Origin of the sequence: Amycolatopsis sp. 195334CR (genome assembly GCF_017309385.1) — a bacterium.
Classification (GTDB): domain Bacteria; phylum Actinomycetota; class Actinomycetes; order Mycobacteriales; family Pseudonocardiaceae; genus Amycolatopsis.
In genome coordinates, this window is record NZ_JAFJMJ010000001.1 from 3,438,555 (window position 1) to 3,456,846 (window position 18,292).

The 18,292-nt window shown below is 71.2% G+C and carries 17 protein-coding genes; 7 read left to right on the top strand and 10 right to left on the bottom strand.

Annotated features, from left to right (window positions below; genetic code table 11):
* Positions 1-6 precede the first annotated feature (6 nt).
* The 4 genes from meaB (at position 7) to JYK18_RS16875 (ending at position 4,179) form a co-directional block, all read left to right on the top strand.
* Positions 7-999 carry a methylmalonyl Co-A mutase-associated GTPase MeaB gene (meaB, locus tag JYK18_RS16860; protein ID WP_206802949.1) on the top strand — a complete coding sequence of 331 codons (993 nt, stop codon included), beginning with the start codon at positions 7-9 and terminating at the stop codon, positions 997-999.
* A gap of 59 nt (positions 1,000-1,058) precedes the next feature.
* Positions 1,059-1,343 (top strand): hypothetical protein, encoded by a 285-nt coding sequence (locus JYK18_RS16865; RefSeq protein ID WP_242579192.1) that lies wholly within the window; start codon positions 1,059-1,061, stop codon positions 1,341-1,343.
* A gap of 211 nt (positions 1,344-1,554) precedes the next feature.
* A complete protein-coding gene (locus JYK18_RS16870) occupies positions 1,555-2,853 on the top strand; it encodes a M20 family metallopeptidase (RefSeq protein ID WP_206802950.1) in 1,299 nt (432 codons plus the stop codon).
* A gap of 300 nt (positions 2,854-3,153) precedes the next feature.
* A complete protein-coding gene (locus JYK18_RS16875) occupies positions 3,154-4,179 on the top strand; it encodes a hypothetical protein (RefSeq protein WP_206802951.1) in 1,026 nt (341 codons plus the stop codon).
* A gap of 58 nt (positions 4,180-4,237) precedes the next feature.
* On the opposite strand, the gene JYK18_RS16880 is transcribed toward JYK18_RS16875, so the two are convergent.
* On the bottom strand, positions 4,238-4,690 hold the full coding sequence (locus JYK18_RS16880) for a gamma-glutamylcyclotransferase family protein (protein WP_206802952.1): 453 nt from the start codon (positions 4,688-4,690) through the stop codon (positions 4,238-4,240).
* 135 nt (positions 4,691-4,825) lie between these two features.
* On the opposite strand from JYK18_RS16880, the gene JYK18_RS16885 reads away from it, so the two are divergent.
* A complete protein-coding gene (locus tag JYK18_RS16885) occupies positions 4,826-6,229 on the top strand; it encodes an NAD(P)H-quinone dehydrogenase (protein WP_206802953.1) in 1,404 nt (467 codons plus the stop codon).
* Between the two features lie 197 nt (positions 6,230-6,426).
* Complete coding sequence (locus JYK18_RS16890) at positions 6,427-7,134, top strand: VOC family protein (RefSeq protein WP_242579197.1); 708 nt, start codon at positions 6,427-6,429, stop codon at positions 7,132-7,134.
* Between the two features lie 74 nt (positions 7,135-7,208).
* Here the strand turns inward: JYK18_RS16890 and glpK are convergent, their stop codons facing one another.
* Positions 7,209-8,714, bottom strand: a complete 1,506-nt coding sequence (gene glpK / locus JYK18_RS16895; RefSeq protein WP_206802955.1) for a glycerol kinase GlpK — start codon at positions 8,712-8,714, stop codon at positions 7,209-7,211.
* A gap of 29 nt (positions 8,715-8,743) precedes the next feature.
* Entirely contained in the window at positions 8,744-9,493 is a 750-nt protein-coding gene (locus tag JYK18_RS16900; protein WP_206802956.1) for an MIP/aquaporin family protein, read from the bottom strand.
* Positions 9,494-9,704: 211 nt separating this feature from the next.
* Between JYK18_RS16900 and JYK18_RS16905 the strand changes: the two genes are divergently transcribed.
* Complete coding sequence (locus JYK18_RS16905) at positions 9,705-11,471, top strand: glycerol-3-phosphate dehydrogenase/oxidase (protein ID WP_242579198.1); 1,767 nt, start codon at positions 9,705-9,707, stop codon at positions 11,469-11,471.
* A gap of 80 nt (positions 11,472-11,551) precedes the next feature.
* On the opposite strand, the gene JYK18_RS16910 is transcribed toward JYK18_RS16905, so the two are convergent.
* The 7 genes from JYK18_RS16910 to JYK18_RS16940 all read right to left on the bottom strand — a co-directional run bounded on the left by JYK18_RS16910 (position 11,552) and on the right by JYK18_RS16940 (position 18,282).
* A complete protein-coding gene (locus tag JYK18_RS16910; RefSeq protein ID WP_307795929.1) occupies positions 11,552-12,880 on the bottom strand; it encodes a fatty acid--CoA ligase family protein in 1,329 nt (442 codons plus the stop codon).
* Positions 12,859-13,389: a GNAT family N-acetyltransferase gene (locus JYK18_RS16915; protein ID WP_206802957.1), complete on the bottom strand. Its 531-nt coding sequence runs from the start codon at positions 13,387-13,389 to the stop codon at positions 12,859-12,861. Before JYK18_RS16915 ends, JYK18_RS16910 begins: the two co-directional genes overlap by 22 nt.
* Positions 13,390-13,411: 22 nt before the next feature.
* Positions 13,412-14,035, bottom strand: a complete 624-nt coding sequence (locus tag JYK18_RS16920; protein ID WP_206802958.1) for a response regulator transcription factor — start codon at positions 14,033-14,035, stop codon at positions 13,412-13,414.
* Positions 14,032-15,267 (bottom strand): sensor histidine kinase, encoded by a 1,236-nt coding sequence (locus JYK18_RS16925; RefSeq protein WP_242579200.1) that lies wholly within the window; start codon positions 15,265-15,267, stop codon positions 14,032-14,034. Before JYK18_RS16925 ends, JYK18_RS16920 begins: the two co-directional genes overlap by 4 nt.
* Before the next feature lie 96 nt (positions 15,268-15,363).
* Positions 15,364-15,753 (bottom strand): DUF1707 domain-containing protein, encoded by a 390-nt coding sequence (locus JYK18_RS16930; protein WP_206804286.1) that lies wholly within the window; start codon positions 15,751-15,753, stop codon positions 15,364-15,366.
* Positions 15,754-15,850: 97 nt separating this feature from the next.
* Positions 15,851-17,650 carry an acetyl/propionyl/methylcrotonyl-CoA carboxylase subunit alpha gene (locus JYK18_RS16935; protein ID WP_206802960.1) on the bottom strand — a complete coding sequence of 600 codons (1,800 nt, stop codon included), beginning with the start codon at positions 17,648-17,650 and terminating at the stop codon, positions 15,851-15,853.
* A 38-nt stretch (positions 17,651-17,688) separates the two neighbouring features.
* Positions 17,689-18,282 (bottom strand): acireductone dioxygenase, encoded by a 594-nt coding sequence (locus tag JYK18_RS16940; protein WP_206802961.1) that lies wholly within the window; start codon positions 18,280-18,282, stop codon positions 17,689-17,691.
* Positions 18,283-18,292 lie beyond the last annotated feature (10 nt).

Consider the following 18,292-nt stretch of genomic DNA (forward strand, 5'->3'; position numbering starts at 1 on the left):
GCCCGCATGCCACGGACCATCGACGTCACCGCGTACGCCAAGGGCGTGCTCGCGGGTGATCGCGGCCTGCTGTCCAAGGCGATCACGCTGGTCGAGTCGCAGCGCGCCGACCACCGCGGGCAGGCCCAGGACCTGCTGGTGGAGCTGCTGCCGCACGCCGGTGGCGCGCAGCGCGTCGGCATCACCGGCGTGCCCGGCGTCGGCAAGTCGACCTTCATCGACCAGCTGGGCACCGAGCTGACCGAGGCCGGGCACAAGGTCGCGGTGCTCGCCGTCGACCCGTCGTCCACCCGGACCGGCGGCAGCATCCTCGGCGACAAGACCAGGATGGCGCGGCTGTCGGTGGACCCGTCCGCGTTCATCCGGCCGTCGCCGACCTCGGGCACGCTCGGCGGCGTCGCCCGCGCCACCCGCGAGACGATCGTGCTGATGGAGGCGGCCGGGTACGACATCGTGCTGGTCGAGACGGTCGGCGTCGGGCAGTCCGAGGTGACCGTGGCGAACATGGTCGACTGCTTCCTGTTCCTCACCCTGGCCCGCACCGGCGACCAGCTGCAGGGCATCAAGAAGGGCGTGCTGGAGCTGGCCGACGTGATCGCGGTGAACAAGGCCGACGGCGACCACGAGCGCGAAGCCAAGCGCGCGGCCCGCGAGCTGTCCGGGGCGCTGCGGATGATCTACGGGCCCGAGGCCGACTGGACGCCGCCGGTGCTGACCTGCAGCGCGCTGCACGGCGTCGGGCTCGGCACGGTGTGGGAGCAGATCGGCAGGCACCGGGACGCGTTGTCGGCCTCCGGTGAGCTGGCGGAGAAGCGGCGGCGGCAGAACGTCGACTGGACCTGGTCGATGGTCCGTGAGCAGCTGCTCGGCCGGTTGTCCGCGCACCCCGGCGTGCGCTCGGTGGTGCCGGAGGTCGAGCGGGCGGTCCGCGAGGGCGAACTGACCGCGACTTTGGCCGCCGAGCAGATCCTCGAGGCTTTCACCGGCCCCGTCGAGTGACTCGCGGTCGCCGGGGCGGCACACTGAGGAGCAACCGTTCGTCGGAAAGGGTTGCCGTCTTGATCACGAAGCTGCGCGGACTGCTGCCGGCCGTTCTGCTGGGCCTGCTGGTGCTGCTGCCCGCTCCCGCGCTCGCCGCCGGGGAACCGGCCACCGCGGTCTCGGTGGTGGTGGCCCAGGACCCGAGCCCGCCGCCGGGCCCGGTCCTCGACCCCGCCGAGAGCGAGCGCGCGAACAGCGAGAAGACCAAGAACCAGCTGATCGCGGGTGGTGCGGCGGTGGTGTTGCTCGGCATCGTTCTGTGGGGGAGGCGGGTGCGCGCCAAGCGCCGCAAGTCCGGTTGATCACCGGGGAAAGATCTACAGCCAGGCCGAATTCCGCTACGCCGTTCAGCGCAGATCCACTACCGGCCGTCTCGTGATGGCTCGCCGCTTGAGCGGCTTGCCAGGTGCATGGTGCAGGATCAAGGCAAATGCGTACGACTTTGCTCACATTTCGAACGGCAGGCCGGGTGCTCGGCGCCCAGTTGGCCCGCGCTACGAACGGCGGTGCGGCGTGACAGTGCTCGACTCCCGATGGGACATCCCCGGGGATCACAGCGGTGGTGAAGGTGCCCCATCCGGTGGCCCCGCCGCGCTGCTGTCCTCGGATGGGGTCAGCATGGCACCCGTGGGAGATGTCGGAAGTGGCCGTGGTCCGTTCTGGCTGGACGAGTGGCTCGAGAAGAACGCGGCCGACGTGATCGCCTGGCGGCGGCACATCCACGCGCACCCGGAGCTGTCGCGGCGCGAGTTCGCCACCACCGAGCTGGTGCTGAAGGTGCTCAGCTCGGCCGGGTTGAAGCCGCAGGTGCTGCCGGGCGGCACGGGCGTGCTGTGCGACATCGGCGACGGGCCGCGCTGCGTGGCGCTGCGCGCCGACATGGACGCGCTGCCGCTGACCGAGGCCACCGGGCTGCCGTACGCCTCCACCGTGGACGGCGTGGCGCACGCCTGCGGGCACGACGCGCACACCACGATCCTGCTGGCCGCGGCGCTGGCGCTGAACTCGGCGCCCGAGCTGCCCGGCCGGGTGCGGCTGATCTTCCAGCCCGCCGAGGAGGTCATGCCCGGTGGGGCGCTGGACGCCATCGCGGCCGGTGCGCTCAACGGCGTCGGCCGGATCTTCGGGCTGCACTGCGACCCGCGGCTGCCGGTCGGCAAGGTCGGTACCCGGGTCGGCGCGCTGACCTCGGCCGCCGACCTGATCGAGCTGCGGCTGACCTCGCCGGGTGGGCACACCTCGCGCCCGCACCTGACCGCCGACCTGGTGCACGCGCTGGGCACGGTGATCACCTCGCTGCCCTCGGTGCTGTCCCGGCGGGTCGACCCGCGGTCGGGCACGGTGCTGGTGTGGGGCGCGGTGCACGCCGGCGAGGCGGCGAACGCCGTGCCGCAGGAGGGGCTGCTGCGCGGCACCCTGCGGACGGCGGACCACGAGGTGTGGAGCGCGCTGGAACCGCTGGTCGCGGCGGCGGTGGAGTCGCTGCTGGCGCCGACCGGGGTGGGGTTCCAGCTGGACTACCGGCGGGGGGTGCCGCCGGTGGTGTCGGATCCGCTGTCCACCGACGTGCTGCGCGCCGGGGTGGAGGCCGCGCTGGGCGAGGACTCGCACGCGGCGACCGAGCAGTCTTCGGGTGGGGAGGACTTCGGGTGGTACCTGGAGCACGTGCCGGGCGCGTTCGCGCGGCTGGGCGTGTGGCCGGGCGAGGGCCCGATGCGCGACCTGCACCAGCCGACGTTCGAACTGGACGAACGGGCTCTGCTGGCCGGGGCGCGGGTGATGGTGCACACGGCACTGGCGGCGTTGGCCTGAGGCTGGCGCTCGGCTGCGGTCGGTGCTCGGTGCTCGGCTGATGCTCACCGGATGTTGGCGCTCGGAGGTTGGTGCTCGCCGGAGGTCGGTGCTCGCCGGACGTTGGCGCTCGGCGGAGGTCGGTGCTCGCCGGACGTTGGTGCTCGGCTGGGGCTGGTGCTCGCCCATCCTCGGCGCTTGCCGAAGGTTGGTGTTCGCCGAGGGTGGGCGCTCGCCTGAGTTGTCCACATCCCCCGGGTTATCCACAGGCTTGCCCACAAGCCCTTGGCTCCCACCCCCACCCGGTGTGACGGTGGACCCATGTTCCCGTTTCCCGAGGGCAGCCACGGCGCCCACCAGCGTTCGGCGCTCGAAGCCACGATCGGCGTCGAGCGCGTCCGAGCCGCGCTCGCGCAGGGCTGGTTGTCCCGCTATTCGGCCTCTGTACTGGTAGAACGCCGGCGGTTCGCGGAGTTCCGCACGCGGGCCGCCGCCGCTCTGCTGCACGCCGGCCCCCAGGCCGCGCTGACCGGCGACTCGGTCTTCGCACTGGCCGGGTTCACCTCCGCCGCGGGCCGGTGGGTCGAGGTCCTGGTACCGGATCCCCGCCCGGTCCGGCGAAGACCGGGCCTGGTTATCCACAGCGCCGAGTTCTCCGAAATCGACGTCGACGTGCATGCCGGCCTTCGAGCGATGACCCCGGATTTCGCACTGGCCGAGCTGTTGAGCCGGGACCGCGGCTTCGCCTGTCTGGAGGAGGCGCTGGCATCTTGCCCACCCTCCCGGCGCGAGGGCCTCCGGACCAGCGTGCTGGCCAGGATCATGGCGCGCCCGGACTCGGGCGGCCGGGCGCGGGCGCGCTTCCTGGTGGACCTGGGTACCGGCCTGACGAGGTCGCCCCTGGAAAGCCGGGTGCTCCTGCTCACCGTCGATGCAGGCTGGCCGCGGCCCGTCGCACACTTCCCGATCCGGGGTTCTGCCGGTCGGACCCTGTACCACTTACCGCTGGCCTGGCCAGATGCCCGAGTGGCCCTCGCCCCAGAGCCCGCCCCGGCCCCCGAGCCCACCCTTGCCCCCGGACCCTCCGCTGCTCCCGGGACCGCCGCCGCTGAGCCCGGGACCGCCGCCGGGGAGGCTCGCGCTGACGAGATCGATGCTGCTCGCGAGGCGACTGCTGCTGCTCGCGAGGCGGCCGCTGTTGCTCGCGAGGCTGCCGCTGCCCAGGACGAGGACCTATGGCGCCGCGGCTGGACGATTCTCCGGCCCACCGCCGCCGATCTGCGGGCCCCGGTGCACTTCCTCTCCGATCTGCATGCCGCCCTCACCCAAGGCGGACTCGCCGCATGAGCCCGTACGCACGTAGAACTCCCCTACCCGAACGAGGGGCCCGGCCAGCGCGGAGAAATCAGGGGGTGATGCCCGTACAGGGCCGCGTCCGCAGGGCTTCCACGTAGTCCGCCGGGGCCGAGGCCGCTTCGGCCGCATCGGCCAGGGCGCCCAGGTACCGCGCCGACGGCAGGCCGCCTTCGTAGGCGTCGAGCACGTACAACCACGCGAGCACCGAACCCTCCAGGGTCTGCACGCGCAGCCGGATCTTGTTGTGCATTCCCAGCTCGCCGCCCTCCCAGCGGTCCAGCCGGGCCTCGTCCTGGGGGAGCACGTCGTAGAGCACCACGAAAACCCGGGAATCCGGGGCCTCGACGATCGTCGCCAGCGCGCCTTCCCAGCCGATGTCCTCGCCGCCGAAGGTGAGCCGCCAGCCTTCGAGCCAGCCGGTCCCCGCCATCGGCGAGTGCGGCGCGCGCTGCATCATCTGGTTGGGATCCATGTTGGACCCGTACGCGGCATACAAGGGCACGGCGACAGCCTAGCGACCTTCCGCCGCCGAAGCGGACGCACTCCGCGTGTCCGGCCACTCGACCGGACGAACGGTCCTCCGCGTACGGTGAGCGCGAGCCGGTGACCCACGGCGCACAGAAGGAGGAGAGCACAGGTGACCAGGATCGTCATCATGGGCGGCGGACCCGCGGGCTACGAGGCCGCGCTGGTGGCCGCGCAGCACGGCGCCAACGTGACCGTGGTCGAGCGCGATGGCCTGGGCGGCGCCTGCGTGCTGTACGACTGCGTGCCGTCGAAGACGTTCATCGCCTCCTCCGGGGCGCGCGCCAGCCTGCACGGGCTGCACGAGCTCGGCATCGCCACCGATCTGGCCGACACCAGCGTCGATCTGCACACCGTGCACGGGCGCGTCCGGGGCCTGGCGCTCGCCCAATCGGCTGATATTCGGGCCAGGGTGCAGCGCGAGGGCGTCCGGGTGATCACCGGCACCGCCCGCTTCTGCGACGAGGAGCCCGGCCTGGCCACCCACAAGGTCGCGGTCAAGGCCGACAACGGCGACGAAGAGGTGCTCGACGCCGACGTCGTCCTCATCGCCACCGGCGCCACCCCGCGCGTGCTGCCGGGCGCGGTGCCCGACGGCGAGCGCATCCTCGACTGGCGCCAGCTCTACGACCTGCCCGAACTGCCCGAGCACCTCGCCGTCATCGGCTCCGGTGTCACCGGCGCCGAGTTCGCCTCCGCCTACACCGAGATGGGCGTCAAGGTCACCGTCGTCTCCAGCCGCGACCGCGTGCTCCCGCACGAGGACGCCGACGCCGCCGCGGTGCTGGAGGAGGTCTTCTCCCAGCGCGGCACCACGGTGGTCAAGCACGCCAGGGCCGACCGCGTCGAGCGCACCGCCGACGGCGTGCTGGTGCACCTCGCCGACGGCCGGGTGATCGAGGCCAGCCACGCGCTGATGACCGTCGGCTCGATCCCGAACACCACCGACATCGGCCTGGAGACCGTCGGTATCGAGCCCGGCCCCGGCGGCTTCATCACCGTCGACCGGGTCTCGCGCACCAACGTCTCCGGCATCTACGCCGCCGGTGACTGCACCGGCGTGCTGATGCTCGCCTCGGTCGCCAGCATGCAGGGCCGCATCGCGATGTGGCACGCGCTCGGCGAGGGCGTGGCCCCGATCAAGCTGAAGACGGTCGCGGCGAACGTGTTCACCCACCCGGAGATCGCCACCGTCGGCATCAGCCAGCAGGCGATCGACTCCGGCGAGGTGCCCGCCCGCACCATCATGCTGCCGCTGGCCACCAACGCCCGCGCCAAGATGGAGGGGCTGCGCCGCGGTTTCGTCAAGCTGTTCTGCCGCCCGGCGACCGGGGTGGTGGTCGGCGGCGTGGTGGTGGCGCCGACGGCGAGCGAGCTGATCCTGCCGATCGCGCTGGCCGTGCAGAACCAGCTCACCGTGGAGCACCTGGCGCTCACCTTCTCGGTGTACCCGTCGCTGTCCGGGTCGATCACCGAGGCGGGCCGCCAGCTCATGCGCCACGACGACCTGGACTGACCCGCCGCCCATTTTCGCCGTCCCGAATTCGGTTCGTTTATCGCGGACCGCGGCGAAACACGCCCGCATTTCGAGTGGGTGGAAAATGGTGGGTGGTGTGCTAGAAAATCCCGGCGTAGCAGGGTCAACGGCGGGAGCTCGGGATGCCCATTCGTTATTCACCGTGGCCGCGCGGCATGCCGTGCTGGGTCGATCTGATGATTTCCGACCTGACCAAGGCCAAGGAATTCTACGGACAGTTGTTCGGGTGGGAGTTCGAACACCGGGCCGGCCGGCTGCGCTGCACGATCGGGGGACGCGAGGTGTCCGGGATCGGGGAGCGGACCGGTCCGGAGACCGCCGCGGTGTGGACCACCTACTTCGCCGTGCCCGATCTCGACGCCACGCTGCGCGCGATCACCGGCGCCGGTGGCCGCGTCCTCCGGCCGGCCACCGAAGTCGGGAACGACTGCCGGTTCGCCGTGGTGGGTGACCCGAGCGGCGCGGTGTTCGGGCTGTGGCAGGCCGGGGCGCGGATCGGCGCCCAGGTCACCGACGAGCCCGGCGCGCTGGTGTGGAACGACTGCTTCACCGCGAACGTGACCGCCGCCGCGGCCTTCTACACCGGGATCTTCGGCTACGGCTCGGCGGACCTGTCCGCGCCGGGGTTCAGCTACACCGCGCTCACCCTGGGCGGGGAGGCGGTGGGCGGACTGGCCGAACTGCCCGCCGACGTGCCGGGTGAGGTGCCCGCGCACTGGGTGACCTACTTCGCCGTCGCGGACGCCGACGAAAGCACCGAGAAGGTGCGGGAACTCGGCGGCAGCGTGCTGAACCCGCCGTTCGACTCACCGGACGGGCGGCTGGCCGCGGTGACCGACAACCAGGGCGTGTCGTTCTGCCTGGTCGGCCCGAGCGCGGGCTGAGGCGGACCGACCAAGGTGGTGTCGTTCTGCCTGATCGGCCCCAGCGCGGGCTGAGGCCGACCAGGCAGCCGGGCTCACTCCACCCAGTCGAAGGTCTTGGTGACGGCCTTCTTCCAGTTCTTGTACTGGCCCTCGCGGGTGTCCGCGTCGAGCTCCGGCGTCCACTCCTTGTCCTTGGCCCAGTTGGTGCGGATGTCGTCCTCGCTCTTCCAGAAGCCGACCGCCAGGCCAGCCGCGTAGGCGGCGCCGAGCGCGGTGGTCTCGTTGACCACCGGCCGGATCACCGGCACGCCGAGGATGTCCGCCTGGAACTGCATGAGCAGCTCGTTGACCACCATGCCGCCGTCCACCTTCAGCGAGGTCAGCTCGACCCCGGAGTCGGCGTTCATCGCGTCGATGACCTCGCGGGTCTGGAAGGCCGTGGCCTCCAGCACCGCCCGGCACAGGTGGCCCTTGTTCACGAACCGGGTGAGGCCGACGATCGCGCCGCGGGCGTCGGACCGCCAGTACGGCGCGAACAGGCCGGAGAACGCGGGCACGAAATAGGTGCCGCCGTTGTCCTCGACCTTGCGGGCGTGCTCCTCGATCTCCGCGGCCGAGCCGATCATGCCGAGGTTGTCGCGCAGCCACTGCACCAGCGAACCGGTGACCGCGATCGAACCCTCCAGCGCGTACACCGTGTCGTTCGAACCGATCTTGTAGCAGACCGTGGTGAGCAGGCCGTTCTCCGAGAGCACCTTCTCGGTACCGGTGTTCAGCAGCACGAAGTTGCCGGTGCCGTAGGTGTTCTTGGCCTCACCGGGGGACAGGCACGCCTGCCCGAAGGTGGCCGCCTGCTGGTCACCGAGGATGCCGGCGATCGGCACCCCGGCCAGCGCGCCGCGCTCGCGGACCTTGCCGAACTCCTCCGAGGAGGACCGGATCTCCGGCAGCATGGACAGCGGGATGCCCATGTCCTCGGCGATCGAGGCGTCCCAGGACAGCGTGTCCAGGTCCATCAGCAGGGTGCGCGAGGCGTTGGTCGGGTCGGTCGCGTGCACGCCGCCCTCGGGGCCGCCGGTCATGTTCCACAGCACCCAGGTGTCCATGTTGCCGAACAGCAGGTCACCGGCCTCGGCGCGGGCGCGCGCACCGTCCACATTGTCCAGGATCCACTTGATCTTCGGCCCGGAGAAGTAGGTGGCCAGCGGCAGCCCGGTCTTGGCGCGGTAGCGCTCCTGCCCGCCACCGAGCGCGCCCAGCTCCTCGACGATCTTGTCGGTCCTGGTGTCCTGCCAGACGATCGCGTTGTACACCGGCTTGCCGGTCTTGCGGTCCCAGACCAGCGTGGTCTCGCGCTGGTTGGTGATGCCGACCGCGGTGATGTCGGCGGCGGTGATGTCCGCCTTGGCCAGTGCGCCGGCGGCGACCGCGCGGGTGTTCTCCCAGATCTCCTCGGCGTTGTGCTCGACCCAGCCCGCCTGCGGGAAGATCTGCTCGTGCTCACGCTGGTCCACCGCGATCGAGCGGCCGGCGTGGTTGAAGATCATCATGCGGGTGGACGTGGTGCCCTGGTCGATCGCGGCGACGTAGGAAGTCATTTCGCTTCAACTCTCCGGTGTCAGTGGGGTCAGGCGGCCGTCGGCAGCACGAGGAACAGTAGGGCCGCGAGTGCCCCGCCGACCAGCGGGCCGAGCACCGGAACCCAGGAGTAGCCCCAGTTCGGGTTGGCCTTGCTGCGGATCGGCAGCAGGAAGGCGTAGGCGATGCGCGGGCCGAGGTCACGGGCGGGGTTGATGGCGTAGCCGGTCGGCCCGCCGAGCGAGGTGCCGATCACCAGCACCACGAAGGCGACGCCGGCGTAGCCCAGCGCCGAGTTGCCGAAGTCCGGCACCCCGCCGTCGCCCGCCTTGACCACCGGGCTGAGCAGGATCCAGGCCACCAGCACGAAGGTGCCGATGATCTCGGTCACCAGGTTCCACACCTTGTGCGGGATCTGCGGCGCGGTGGAGAAGATGCCGAGCGTGTTCTCCGGCTCGGGGTGGTCGTCGAACTGCAGTTTGTAGGTGGCCCAGCACAGCGCCGCGCCGATGATCGCGCCGAGCATCTGCGCGAGGAAGTAGATCGGCACGTCGGCCCACGCGGTCTTCCCGGCGACCGCGAGGCCGAGGGTCACCGCCGGGTTGAGGTGCGCGCCACTGGGCGCGGCGATGCTGGCGCCGGCGAACACGGCGAAGGCCCAGCCGATGTTGACAAAAAGGAAGCCGGTGTTGTGCCCGTTGTTCTTGCGCAGCACGTGGTTCGCCACGACACCGTTACCGAGCAGGATCAGCACCGCCGTGCCGATCAGCTCCCAGATGAAAATTTCCCCAGCTGCCATCTCGTCCCTCCACAACGGACACTTCGCGCGCAGGGTCGATCACGGCGTGCCACGGCGCCGTTGCCGACCCACGATCATGGGAACGCTACTAGTTGGTAGTCGAACCTTCCAGGCGCGAACGGCGTCAATTTTTCAAGATCAGGTGAACCGCCGGAAGACTGCTCAGTCACACTCGGACGCTCGCCGGGATGCGGGCGCTTGAAGACGTGACATGCTGGACGGCGAGCATGTCGAGGAGGATGCGGTGACCGATTCTGCACGCGGGGCTGGCCAAGCCGAACTGGGGCCGCGGACCCGTGAGGACTCATGGCGGCGACTGGGCGGGGAGAGCTTCGACCTGGTGGTCATCGGCGGTGGCGTGGTGGGCGCCGGGGTGGCGCTCGACGCGGCGACGCGCGGGCTGCGCGTGGCGCTGGTCGAGGCTCGGGACCTCGCCTCCGGCACGTCGAGCCGGTCCAGCAAGCTGTTCCACGGTGGGTTGAGGTACCTCGAACAGCTGGAATTCGGGCTGGTGCGCGAGGCGCTGCGCGAGCGCGAGCTGATGCTCACGCGGCTCGCCCCGCACCTGGTCAAGCCGGTGAGCTTCCTCTACCCGCTGACCAAGCGCGTCTGGGAGCGGCCGTACACCGCGGCCGGGCTGTTCATGTACGACACCATGGGCGGCGCGCGGTCGGTGCCCGGGCAGAAGCACCTGACCAGGGCGGGGGCGCTGCGCATGGTGCCCGCGCTCAAGCGGGACGCGCTGATCGGCGGCATCCGCTACTACGACGCGCAGGCCGACGACGCGCGGCACACCATGACGGTGGCCCGCACCGCCGCGCACTACGGCGCGGTGGTCCGCACGTCCACCCAGGTGGTGCGCTTCCTGCGGGAGGCCGACCGGATCTCCGGCGTGCGCGTGCGCGACGTCGAGGACGGCCGCGAGACCGACATCCAGGCCAGCGCGGTGATCAACTGCACCGGGGTGTGGACGGACGAACTGCAGCGGCTGTCCGGCAGCCGCGGCCGGTTCCGCGTGCGCGCCAGCAAGGGCGTGCACATCGTGGTGCCGCGCGACCGGATCGTCTCGGAGTCGGGCATGATCCTGCGCACCGAGAAGTCCGTGTTGTTCGTCATCCCCTGGCGCAACCACTGGATCGTGGGAACCACCGACACCGACTGGAACCTGGACCTCGCGCACCCGTCGGCCACCAAGCACGACATCGACTACCTGCTCGAACACGTCAACACCGTGCTGGCCACGCCGCTCACGCACGACGACATCGAGGGCGTGTACGCCGGGCTGCGGCCGCTGCTGGCCGGGGAGAGCGAGGAGACCTCGAAGCTCTCGCGCGAGCACGCGGTGGCCAGGGTGGCGCCGGGGCTGGTCGCCATCGCGGGGGGCAAGTACACCACCTACCGGGTGATGGCGGCGGACGCCGTCGAGGCCGCGGCGGTGGACCTGCCCGGGCGCCCGCAGCCGTCGATCACCGACAAGGTGCCGCTGCTCGGCGCCGACGGGTACCACGCGCTGGTCAACCAGGCGGACCACCTGGCCGCGCAGCACGGCCTGCACCCGTACCGCGTGCGGCACCTGCTCGACCGCTACGGCTCGCTGGTGCACGAGGTGCTCGCGCTCGGCGAGGGGCGTCCCGAACTGCTCAAGCCGCTCGAAGCCGCGCCGGACTACCTGGGCGTGGAGGCGGTGTACGCGGTCAGCCACGAGGGTGCGCTGCACCTGGAGGACGTGCTGGCCCGGCGGACGCGCATCTCGATCGAGTACCCGCACCGCGGGGTGGACTGCGCGCGGCAGGTCGCGAAGCTGATGGGCGAGGTGCTCGGGTGGTCCGATGAGGAGACCGCACGCGAGGTCGAGGTGTACATCGCCCGGGTCGAAGCCGAACGGGACTCCCAGTCGCAGCCGAACGACGAGGCCGCCGACGAACGCCGCAACGCCGCCCCCGAAGCCCGCTCGCGCCTGACCGAACCCGTCAGCTAGCCCGTATCCGCCTGACCGAACCGGTCAGCTGAGTGCAGTGAATGTGGCTTTCACAGCGTCAGACGCTGTGAAAGCCACATTCACTGCAGACGTTTCCGGTCGAGCTTGCCGATGTGGGTGAGTGGTAGCTCGGCAACGAACTCCACGGTGGCCGGGACGAAGTGCGGCTGCCCCAGCGTGGTGGCCACGTGAGCACGCAACACCGAGGCGGTCACCGGGCCCTCGGCGACCACCATGGCGTGCAGCACAACACCGTCCGGAGTGGACCGTCCGAGGACGGCTGACTGCCGCACGCGGGGGTGCGCACCCAGCGCCTCCTCCACCCGCGCCGGGTGGACCTTCGTGCCGTGTTCGCCGGTGATGATCACGTCGTCCGAGCGGCCGTGCAGGTAGAGGTAACCGTCCTCGTCGAACTCCCCGAGGTCGCCGGTGCGCAGCCACTCCTGGTCGAACGGCCGGTCCAGGTAACCGTCCATCAAGGACAGTCCCTGCACCAGCACCTCGCCGTCCTCGGCGACGCGGGCGCGCATGCCGGGCACGATGCGGCCGACTGAGGCGAGTCGCGAAGGGTGCCCCTCGTACTCGGCCGCGGTGATGGTGGCGATCATCGGCGCCTCGGTCAGGCCGTACCCCTGGCCGACGATCGGGCCGAACACCGCCAGCGCCTGCTCCAGCCGGTGCACCGGCAACGGGCTGGCGCCGAGCGAGACCGCGCGCAACGCGCTCAGGTCGGCCTCGGCGAGCCCCGGGTGGTCCAGCAGCGCGCCGAGCCGCGCCGGGGTCAGGCTGAACCGGGTGATCCGGTCCCCGGCCAGCGCGGCGACCACCGCACCGGGCTCGAAACCGTCGTGCAGCACCACGGTGTCCCCGCAGAGCAGGGCGCCGAGCACCGCGGCGTTCCCGGTCAGGTGCGAGATCGGCGCGACCACCAGGATCCGGTTCGGGCCCGCCGGATCGGGGTGGAAGACGTGCACCATGCCCTCGTACGTGCCGGAGTGCCGGATCAGCTTGGGCGGGCCGGTGGTGCCGCCCGAGGTGAACACCGTCTCGGCGCGTTCGGGCAGCTCGATCTCGACCGGATCCGCGTCCAGCGAAGCGGGGTCCAGCAGGACGGCGTCAGCCGCGTCGAGCGCGGCCTGGCGGTCGGAAGGCGCGGCGGACGCGGCGATCAGCAGCACCCGGCCCCCACGCAGTTGCGCGGCCAGCTGGGTGAGCACCGCGTCCGGCTCGTTGCCCGCGGCGATCGCGACGGTCCGGCCGTCCAGTGGAGGCAGCGCGGCGTGCAGCCGTCGCAGGCGCTGCCCGGCTTCCGCGTACGTCAGGTCCATTGTGGAGTGACGGAACAGGACCCGCCCGGCGTACTCGTCGAAGACCTCGAGCACGCGGTTCAGGAAGAAGCTTTTGTCCACACCAGGTCCTTCTCGCCCGCGGTCGGCACCACGGCTTCACCGATGTGCGTGAACCCGCAGCGCCGCGCGATCTTCGCCGACGCCTCGTTCGTCTCGGCGTGCCGGTATTCGACCAGCTTCAGGTCCAGCGCCCCGAACCCGAACCGCAGCGCCGCGGCCACGGCCAGCGTGCCGATCCCCTTGCCACGCCCGCGCGGGTGCACCCAGATCGCCGCCTCGGCGGTGCCCGCGGTCAGGTCGACCTGCTTCAGCCCGACCTCCCCGAGCAGGTCGCCGGTGGTCGGCTCGGCGATGGCCCACGAGCAGCGCGTGCCGTCGGCCCACTCCCGCGCCCGCAGCGCCACGTACTCCCCGGCTTCTTCGAGCGTGTCGATCGGGTAGTTCGGCACGTACCGGCGGTGCACCGGATCGCCGAACGCCTCCACCAGCGCGGGCCGGTCGTCCATCAGGTCGTCCGCGCGCAACTGCCGCAGGTAGTACGTGCCCGCGTTGATCTCCACCGGTTCCACGCGATGAAGATACCCGCGCCGATCAGCTCAGCAGGCCGCGCCGGTACGCCTCGCCGACCGCCGCCGCGCGGTCGCGCACCTCCAGCTTCGCGTAGATGTGCAGCAGGTGCGTTTTGATGCTGGCCTCGCTGATGAACAGCTTCGCCGCGGCCATCCGGTTGGTGGCCCCGTCGGCGACCAGTTCGAGCACCTCCATCTCGCGCTTGGTCAGCGTGTTCTTCGGCGCGGGCGCCCGCATCTGGCCGAGCAGCTTGACCGCCACCGTCGGTGAGAGCACCGACTCGCCCTTGGCCGCCGCGCGCACCGCGCGCAGGAGTTCGGCGGTGGGCGCGTCCTTGAGCAGGTAACCGGTGGCACCCGCTTCGATCGCGGGCAGCACGTCGGCCTCGGAGTCGAAGGTGGTCAGCACCAGCACCTTGGTGTGCGGCGCGATCTCGCGGAGTTCGCGGATCGCGGACACCCCGTCCATCCGCGGCATGCGCAGGTCCATCAGCACCACGTCCGGGGCGAGCGCGCCCGCCAGCACCAGCGCTTCGGCGCCGTCGGCGGCCTCGCCGGCGATCTCCAGGTCGGTCTCGCCGACGAACGCGCCACGCAGGCCGTCCCGGACGATCGGGTGGTCGTCCACCAGCAGCAGCCTGATCATGTGGGCTCTCCGTTCGCGGTGACGATGGCCGGTAGCTGGGCGTTGATCGTGGTGCCTTCGCCGGGGGTGCTCTCCACGGCGAGCGTGCCCGCCACGCGCTGCACCCGCTGGCGCATGCCGGACAGGCCGAACCCGCCGCTGTCCGACGGCGCTCCCGGGGTGAAGCCGACGCCGTCGTCGCGCACGTCCAGCATCACCACGTCGTCCACATAGGACAAGGTGAGCGCGACGCGGCTGGCCTTCGCGTGCTTGCCGGTGTTGGTCAGCGCCTCCTGCGCGACGCGGTAGAGGGTGACCTCCAGGTCCGGCAGCAGCGGGCGCGGGTCGCCGGTGACCTCCACCTTGACCGGCACACCGGAGGTGTCGGTCCAGGTGCGGCCGAGTTCGGCCATCGCGTCCGGCAGGCGGGAGTCGGCCAGGCGTTCCGGGCGGAGCGCGCGCACCGAGCGCCGCGCCTCGGTCAGGTTCTCCCTGGCCAGGGCGTGCACGTTGTCGAGGTGGCGCTGGCGTCGTTCGGCGTCGGCACCGCTGCGTTCGGCGGCCTGCAACTGGGTGATGATCCCGGCCAGGCCCTGGGCGATGGTGTCGTGGATTTCCCCGGCCATGCGCTGGCGTTCGTCGAGCACGCCGGTTTCCCTGGCCTGGCTGAGCAGCTGGGCGTGCAGTCCGGCGTTCTCCTCCAGCGCGGTTTCCAGCTTGGCGTTGGCTTCTTCGAGCTGGGCGTTGGACTTGCGGCGCTTCTCGCTCTCCGAGCCGACCACCCAGCCCGCGTAGAGCAGGGGCGCGGCCACCGAGACCAGGGTCACCCAGGTCGGGCCGTCCGTGCCGCCGCGCGCGACCATCGGCAGGATCGCGGTCGCGGCCACGCCGAAGAAGCTCATCCGGGGCGTGAGCAGGCCGAAGGCCAGCGGGTAGCCGACCGAGGCGAACACCGCGAAGCCGTCGCCGCGCGGGCTCAGCGCGGTGGCCAGTGCGAGGAAGCCGAGGTAGTAGAGCACCACCAGCCCCGGGGTCGACGTCCGGCGGGGGAACACCCAGATCACCAGCGGCATCCAGAGGGTGGCCGCGCCGATCAGCACGAGCGTGCTGGTGGCGGTGGTCGCGTCGGGGGCGGTGAGCACGTGCCAGACGGCCGAGATGGCCAGCCCGGCGAGCCCGACCGCGGCGAACACGCAGCCCGCACGCCGCTCGTCGCGGCGGGACAGCGTTCTCGGCAGCACTCCGACCAACATCCTCACCTCCCGTTTCCCGCGATTCATCATCGCAGCGGAAAACTGGGTGAAAGGTCGGCGATCTCGTCAATCCCCATCCACCGATCGGTGGATGAACTACCCACGTCGATTGCCGCGCTGGAAGCCGCCAGCCAGCAGGGCGGCGGCCGCGGGCAGCAGGAACACCGGCCAGAAGCCGCGCGCCACGGTGAAGAAGAGGACCAGCGCGATCACCGCGGTGATCGGCACCGCCTTCGCGGCCAGCGCCTGGGCCGGGGTCAGCCGCGGCGCCGGGCCGGTGATCGACGGGGTGAACAGCTCGCGGCTGAGCACGCTCGGGTGCGGCGCGGGGAGGTCCGCGAACAGCGGTTCCAGCTCCCCGCGCCGGGTGGCCACGGTGACCTTCGCCGAGCGGTCGGCGTACTCGTCCACGTCGAGCCTGCCGGTGCGGACGTGCTCTTCGAGCGCGTCCAGCGCCTCCTGCCGCTCGGCGTTGCTCAGCCGCATCTCGCCCGGGTTGTCACCCATGGGACGAGTCTACGGTTGGAATCGAGGCCGAGCGCGCAGCGCTTCCGTTGAGGGTGGTGGTGGGCTGGCGGGCGGGTCAGTCCTTCAGCTCCAGCAGCGCGGTGCCCTGGGAGACCGCCGCGCCGACCTCCGCGGTCAGGCCGGTGACCGTGCCCGACTTGTGCGCGGTGACCGGGTTCTCCATCTTCATCGCCTCCAGCACCACGATCAGCTCACCGGCCTCGACCTGCTGGCCCTCTTCGACCGCGACCTTGACGATGGTGCCCTGCATCGGCGCGGTCACCGCGTCGCCGCTGACCGCGGTCTTGCCGCCGCCGCTGCGCTTGCGCGGCTTGGCCTTGGCCACCGCGGCACCGGCGCCACCGCCACCACCGAGGGCCAGGTTGCCGGGCAGGCTGACCTCCAGCCGCCGCCCGCCGACCTCGACCACCACGTTCTGCCGCGGCTGCTCCTCGTCCTCGACCTCGGCCGGGGAGGTGAACGGCTCGATCTGGTTGTCGAACTCGGTCTCGATCCAGCGGGTGTGCACGCTGAACGTCGTGCCGTCGCCGATGAACGCCGGGTCGCGCACGATCGCGCGGTGGAACGGGATCACCGTGGCCAGGCCCTCGGCGACCAGCTCGTCCAGTGCGCGGCGGCTGCGCTCCAGCGCGTTCTCCCGGTCGGAACCGGTGACGATCAGCTTCGCCAGCATCGAGTCGAACTGCCCGCCGATCACGCTGCCGGACTCGACGCCCGAGTCGACGCGGACACCGGGACCGCTCGGCGCGACGAAGTTGGTCACCGTGCCGGGCGCGGGCAGGAAGTTGCGGCCGGCGTCCTCGCCGTTGATGCGGAACTCGATCGAGTGGCCGCGCGGCTCCGGGTCCTCGGTGAAGCGCAGCTTCTCGCCGCGCGCGATGGCGAACTGCTCGCGCACCAGGTCGAGGCCGGTGGTCTCCTCGGACACCGGGTGCTCCACCTGCAGGCGGGTGTTCACCTCCAGGAAGGAGATGGTGCCGTCGGTGCCGACCAGGTACTCGACCGTGCCGGCGCCGGAGTACTGCGCCTCGGCGCAGATGGCCTTCGCCGAGCTGTGGATGGTGGCGCGCTGCTCGTCGGAGAGGAAGGGCGCGGGGGCCTCCTCCACCAGCTTCTGGTGCCGCCGCTGGAGCGAGCAGTCACGCGTGCCGACCACGATCACGTTGCCGTGCTGGTCGGCCAGCACCTGCGCCTCGACGTGGCGCGGCTTGTCCAGGTAGCGCTCCACGAAGCACTCACCGCGGCCGAACGCCGCCACCGCCTCGCGGGTGGCCGACTCGAACAGCTCGGGGATCTCCTCGATGGTCCTGGCCACCTTCAGCCCGCGGCCACCACCACCGAACGCGGCCTTGATGGCCACCGGCAGCCCGTGCTCCTCGGCGAAGGCGATGATCTCCTCGGCTCCGGCCACCGGCTCCTTGGTGCCCGGCACCAGCGGCGCGCCGGCCTTGAGCGCGATGTGCCGCGCGGTCACCTTGTCGCCGAGGTCGCGGATGGCCTGCGGGGTTGGGCCGATCCAGGTCAGCCCGGCGTCCAGCACGGCCTGCGCGAAGTCGGCGTTCTCGGAGAGGAAGCCGTAACCGGGGTGCACCGCGTCGGCGCCCGAGCGGGCGGCGACGTCGAGCAGCTTGTCGAAGACCAGGTAGCTCTCCGCCGCGGTGGTCCCGCCCAGTGCGAAGGCTTCGTCGGCCAGCCGGACGTGGGGTGCGTCGCGATCGGGATCGGCGTAGACCGCGACGCTGGCGATGCCCGCGTCCTTGGCCGCTCGGATGACCCGTACCGCGATTTCGCCGCGGTTGGCGACCAGCACCTTCGTCACCGGTCCGCCCTGGCTCGCGCTGGCTGCTTCGGGCACGCCCTACCTCCATGTGTGGCTACTGGCTTCGCAGCAGTTTACGGACTTGGCGTCGAGTTCGTCTTGAGAGCCGAGTCACCCTCGCGGGTCAGCTCGTCCATCGGCGGGAAGCGATCCGCGATGGATTTCTCCAGGAAATCCCCGACCCAGCCATCTGTATCGTGGAAGAACCGAATGGACACGTAATCCGGCTTCGTGCCCATGTCGAACCAGTGCGTGGTCTTCGCCGGCACGCTGAGCAGATCGCCCGCGGTGCACAGCACGGCGTGCACCTTCCCCGCCAGGTGCAGGTAGAACACGCCGGAGCCGCGCGCGAAGAAGCGGTCCTCGTCGTCGTCGTGGGTGTGCTCGCTGAGGAACTTCGCCCGCGCTTCGGCCGCGCCGGGATCCTCCGGGCTGAGGCTCTTGACGTCGACGAAGGTGTAGCCCTCGGTGCGGATCACCTCGTCGACCTCGGCGCGGTAGGCGTCGAGCACCTGCTCCTCGGTCGGCGTGGCGGGCAGCTCCCGCACCGGCCACCGGTCGAACTTGACCCCCAGCTCGCCCAGCACGGCGCCGATCTCCTCGGCGTCGGTGGTGCGCCGGAGCACCGTGGCGGGATCTTGCTCCGCCCAGACGGTCAGCAGGGTCATGATGGCCACC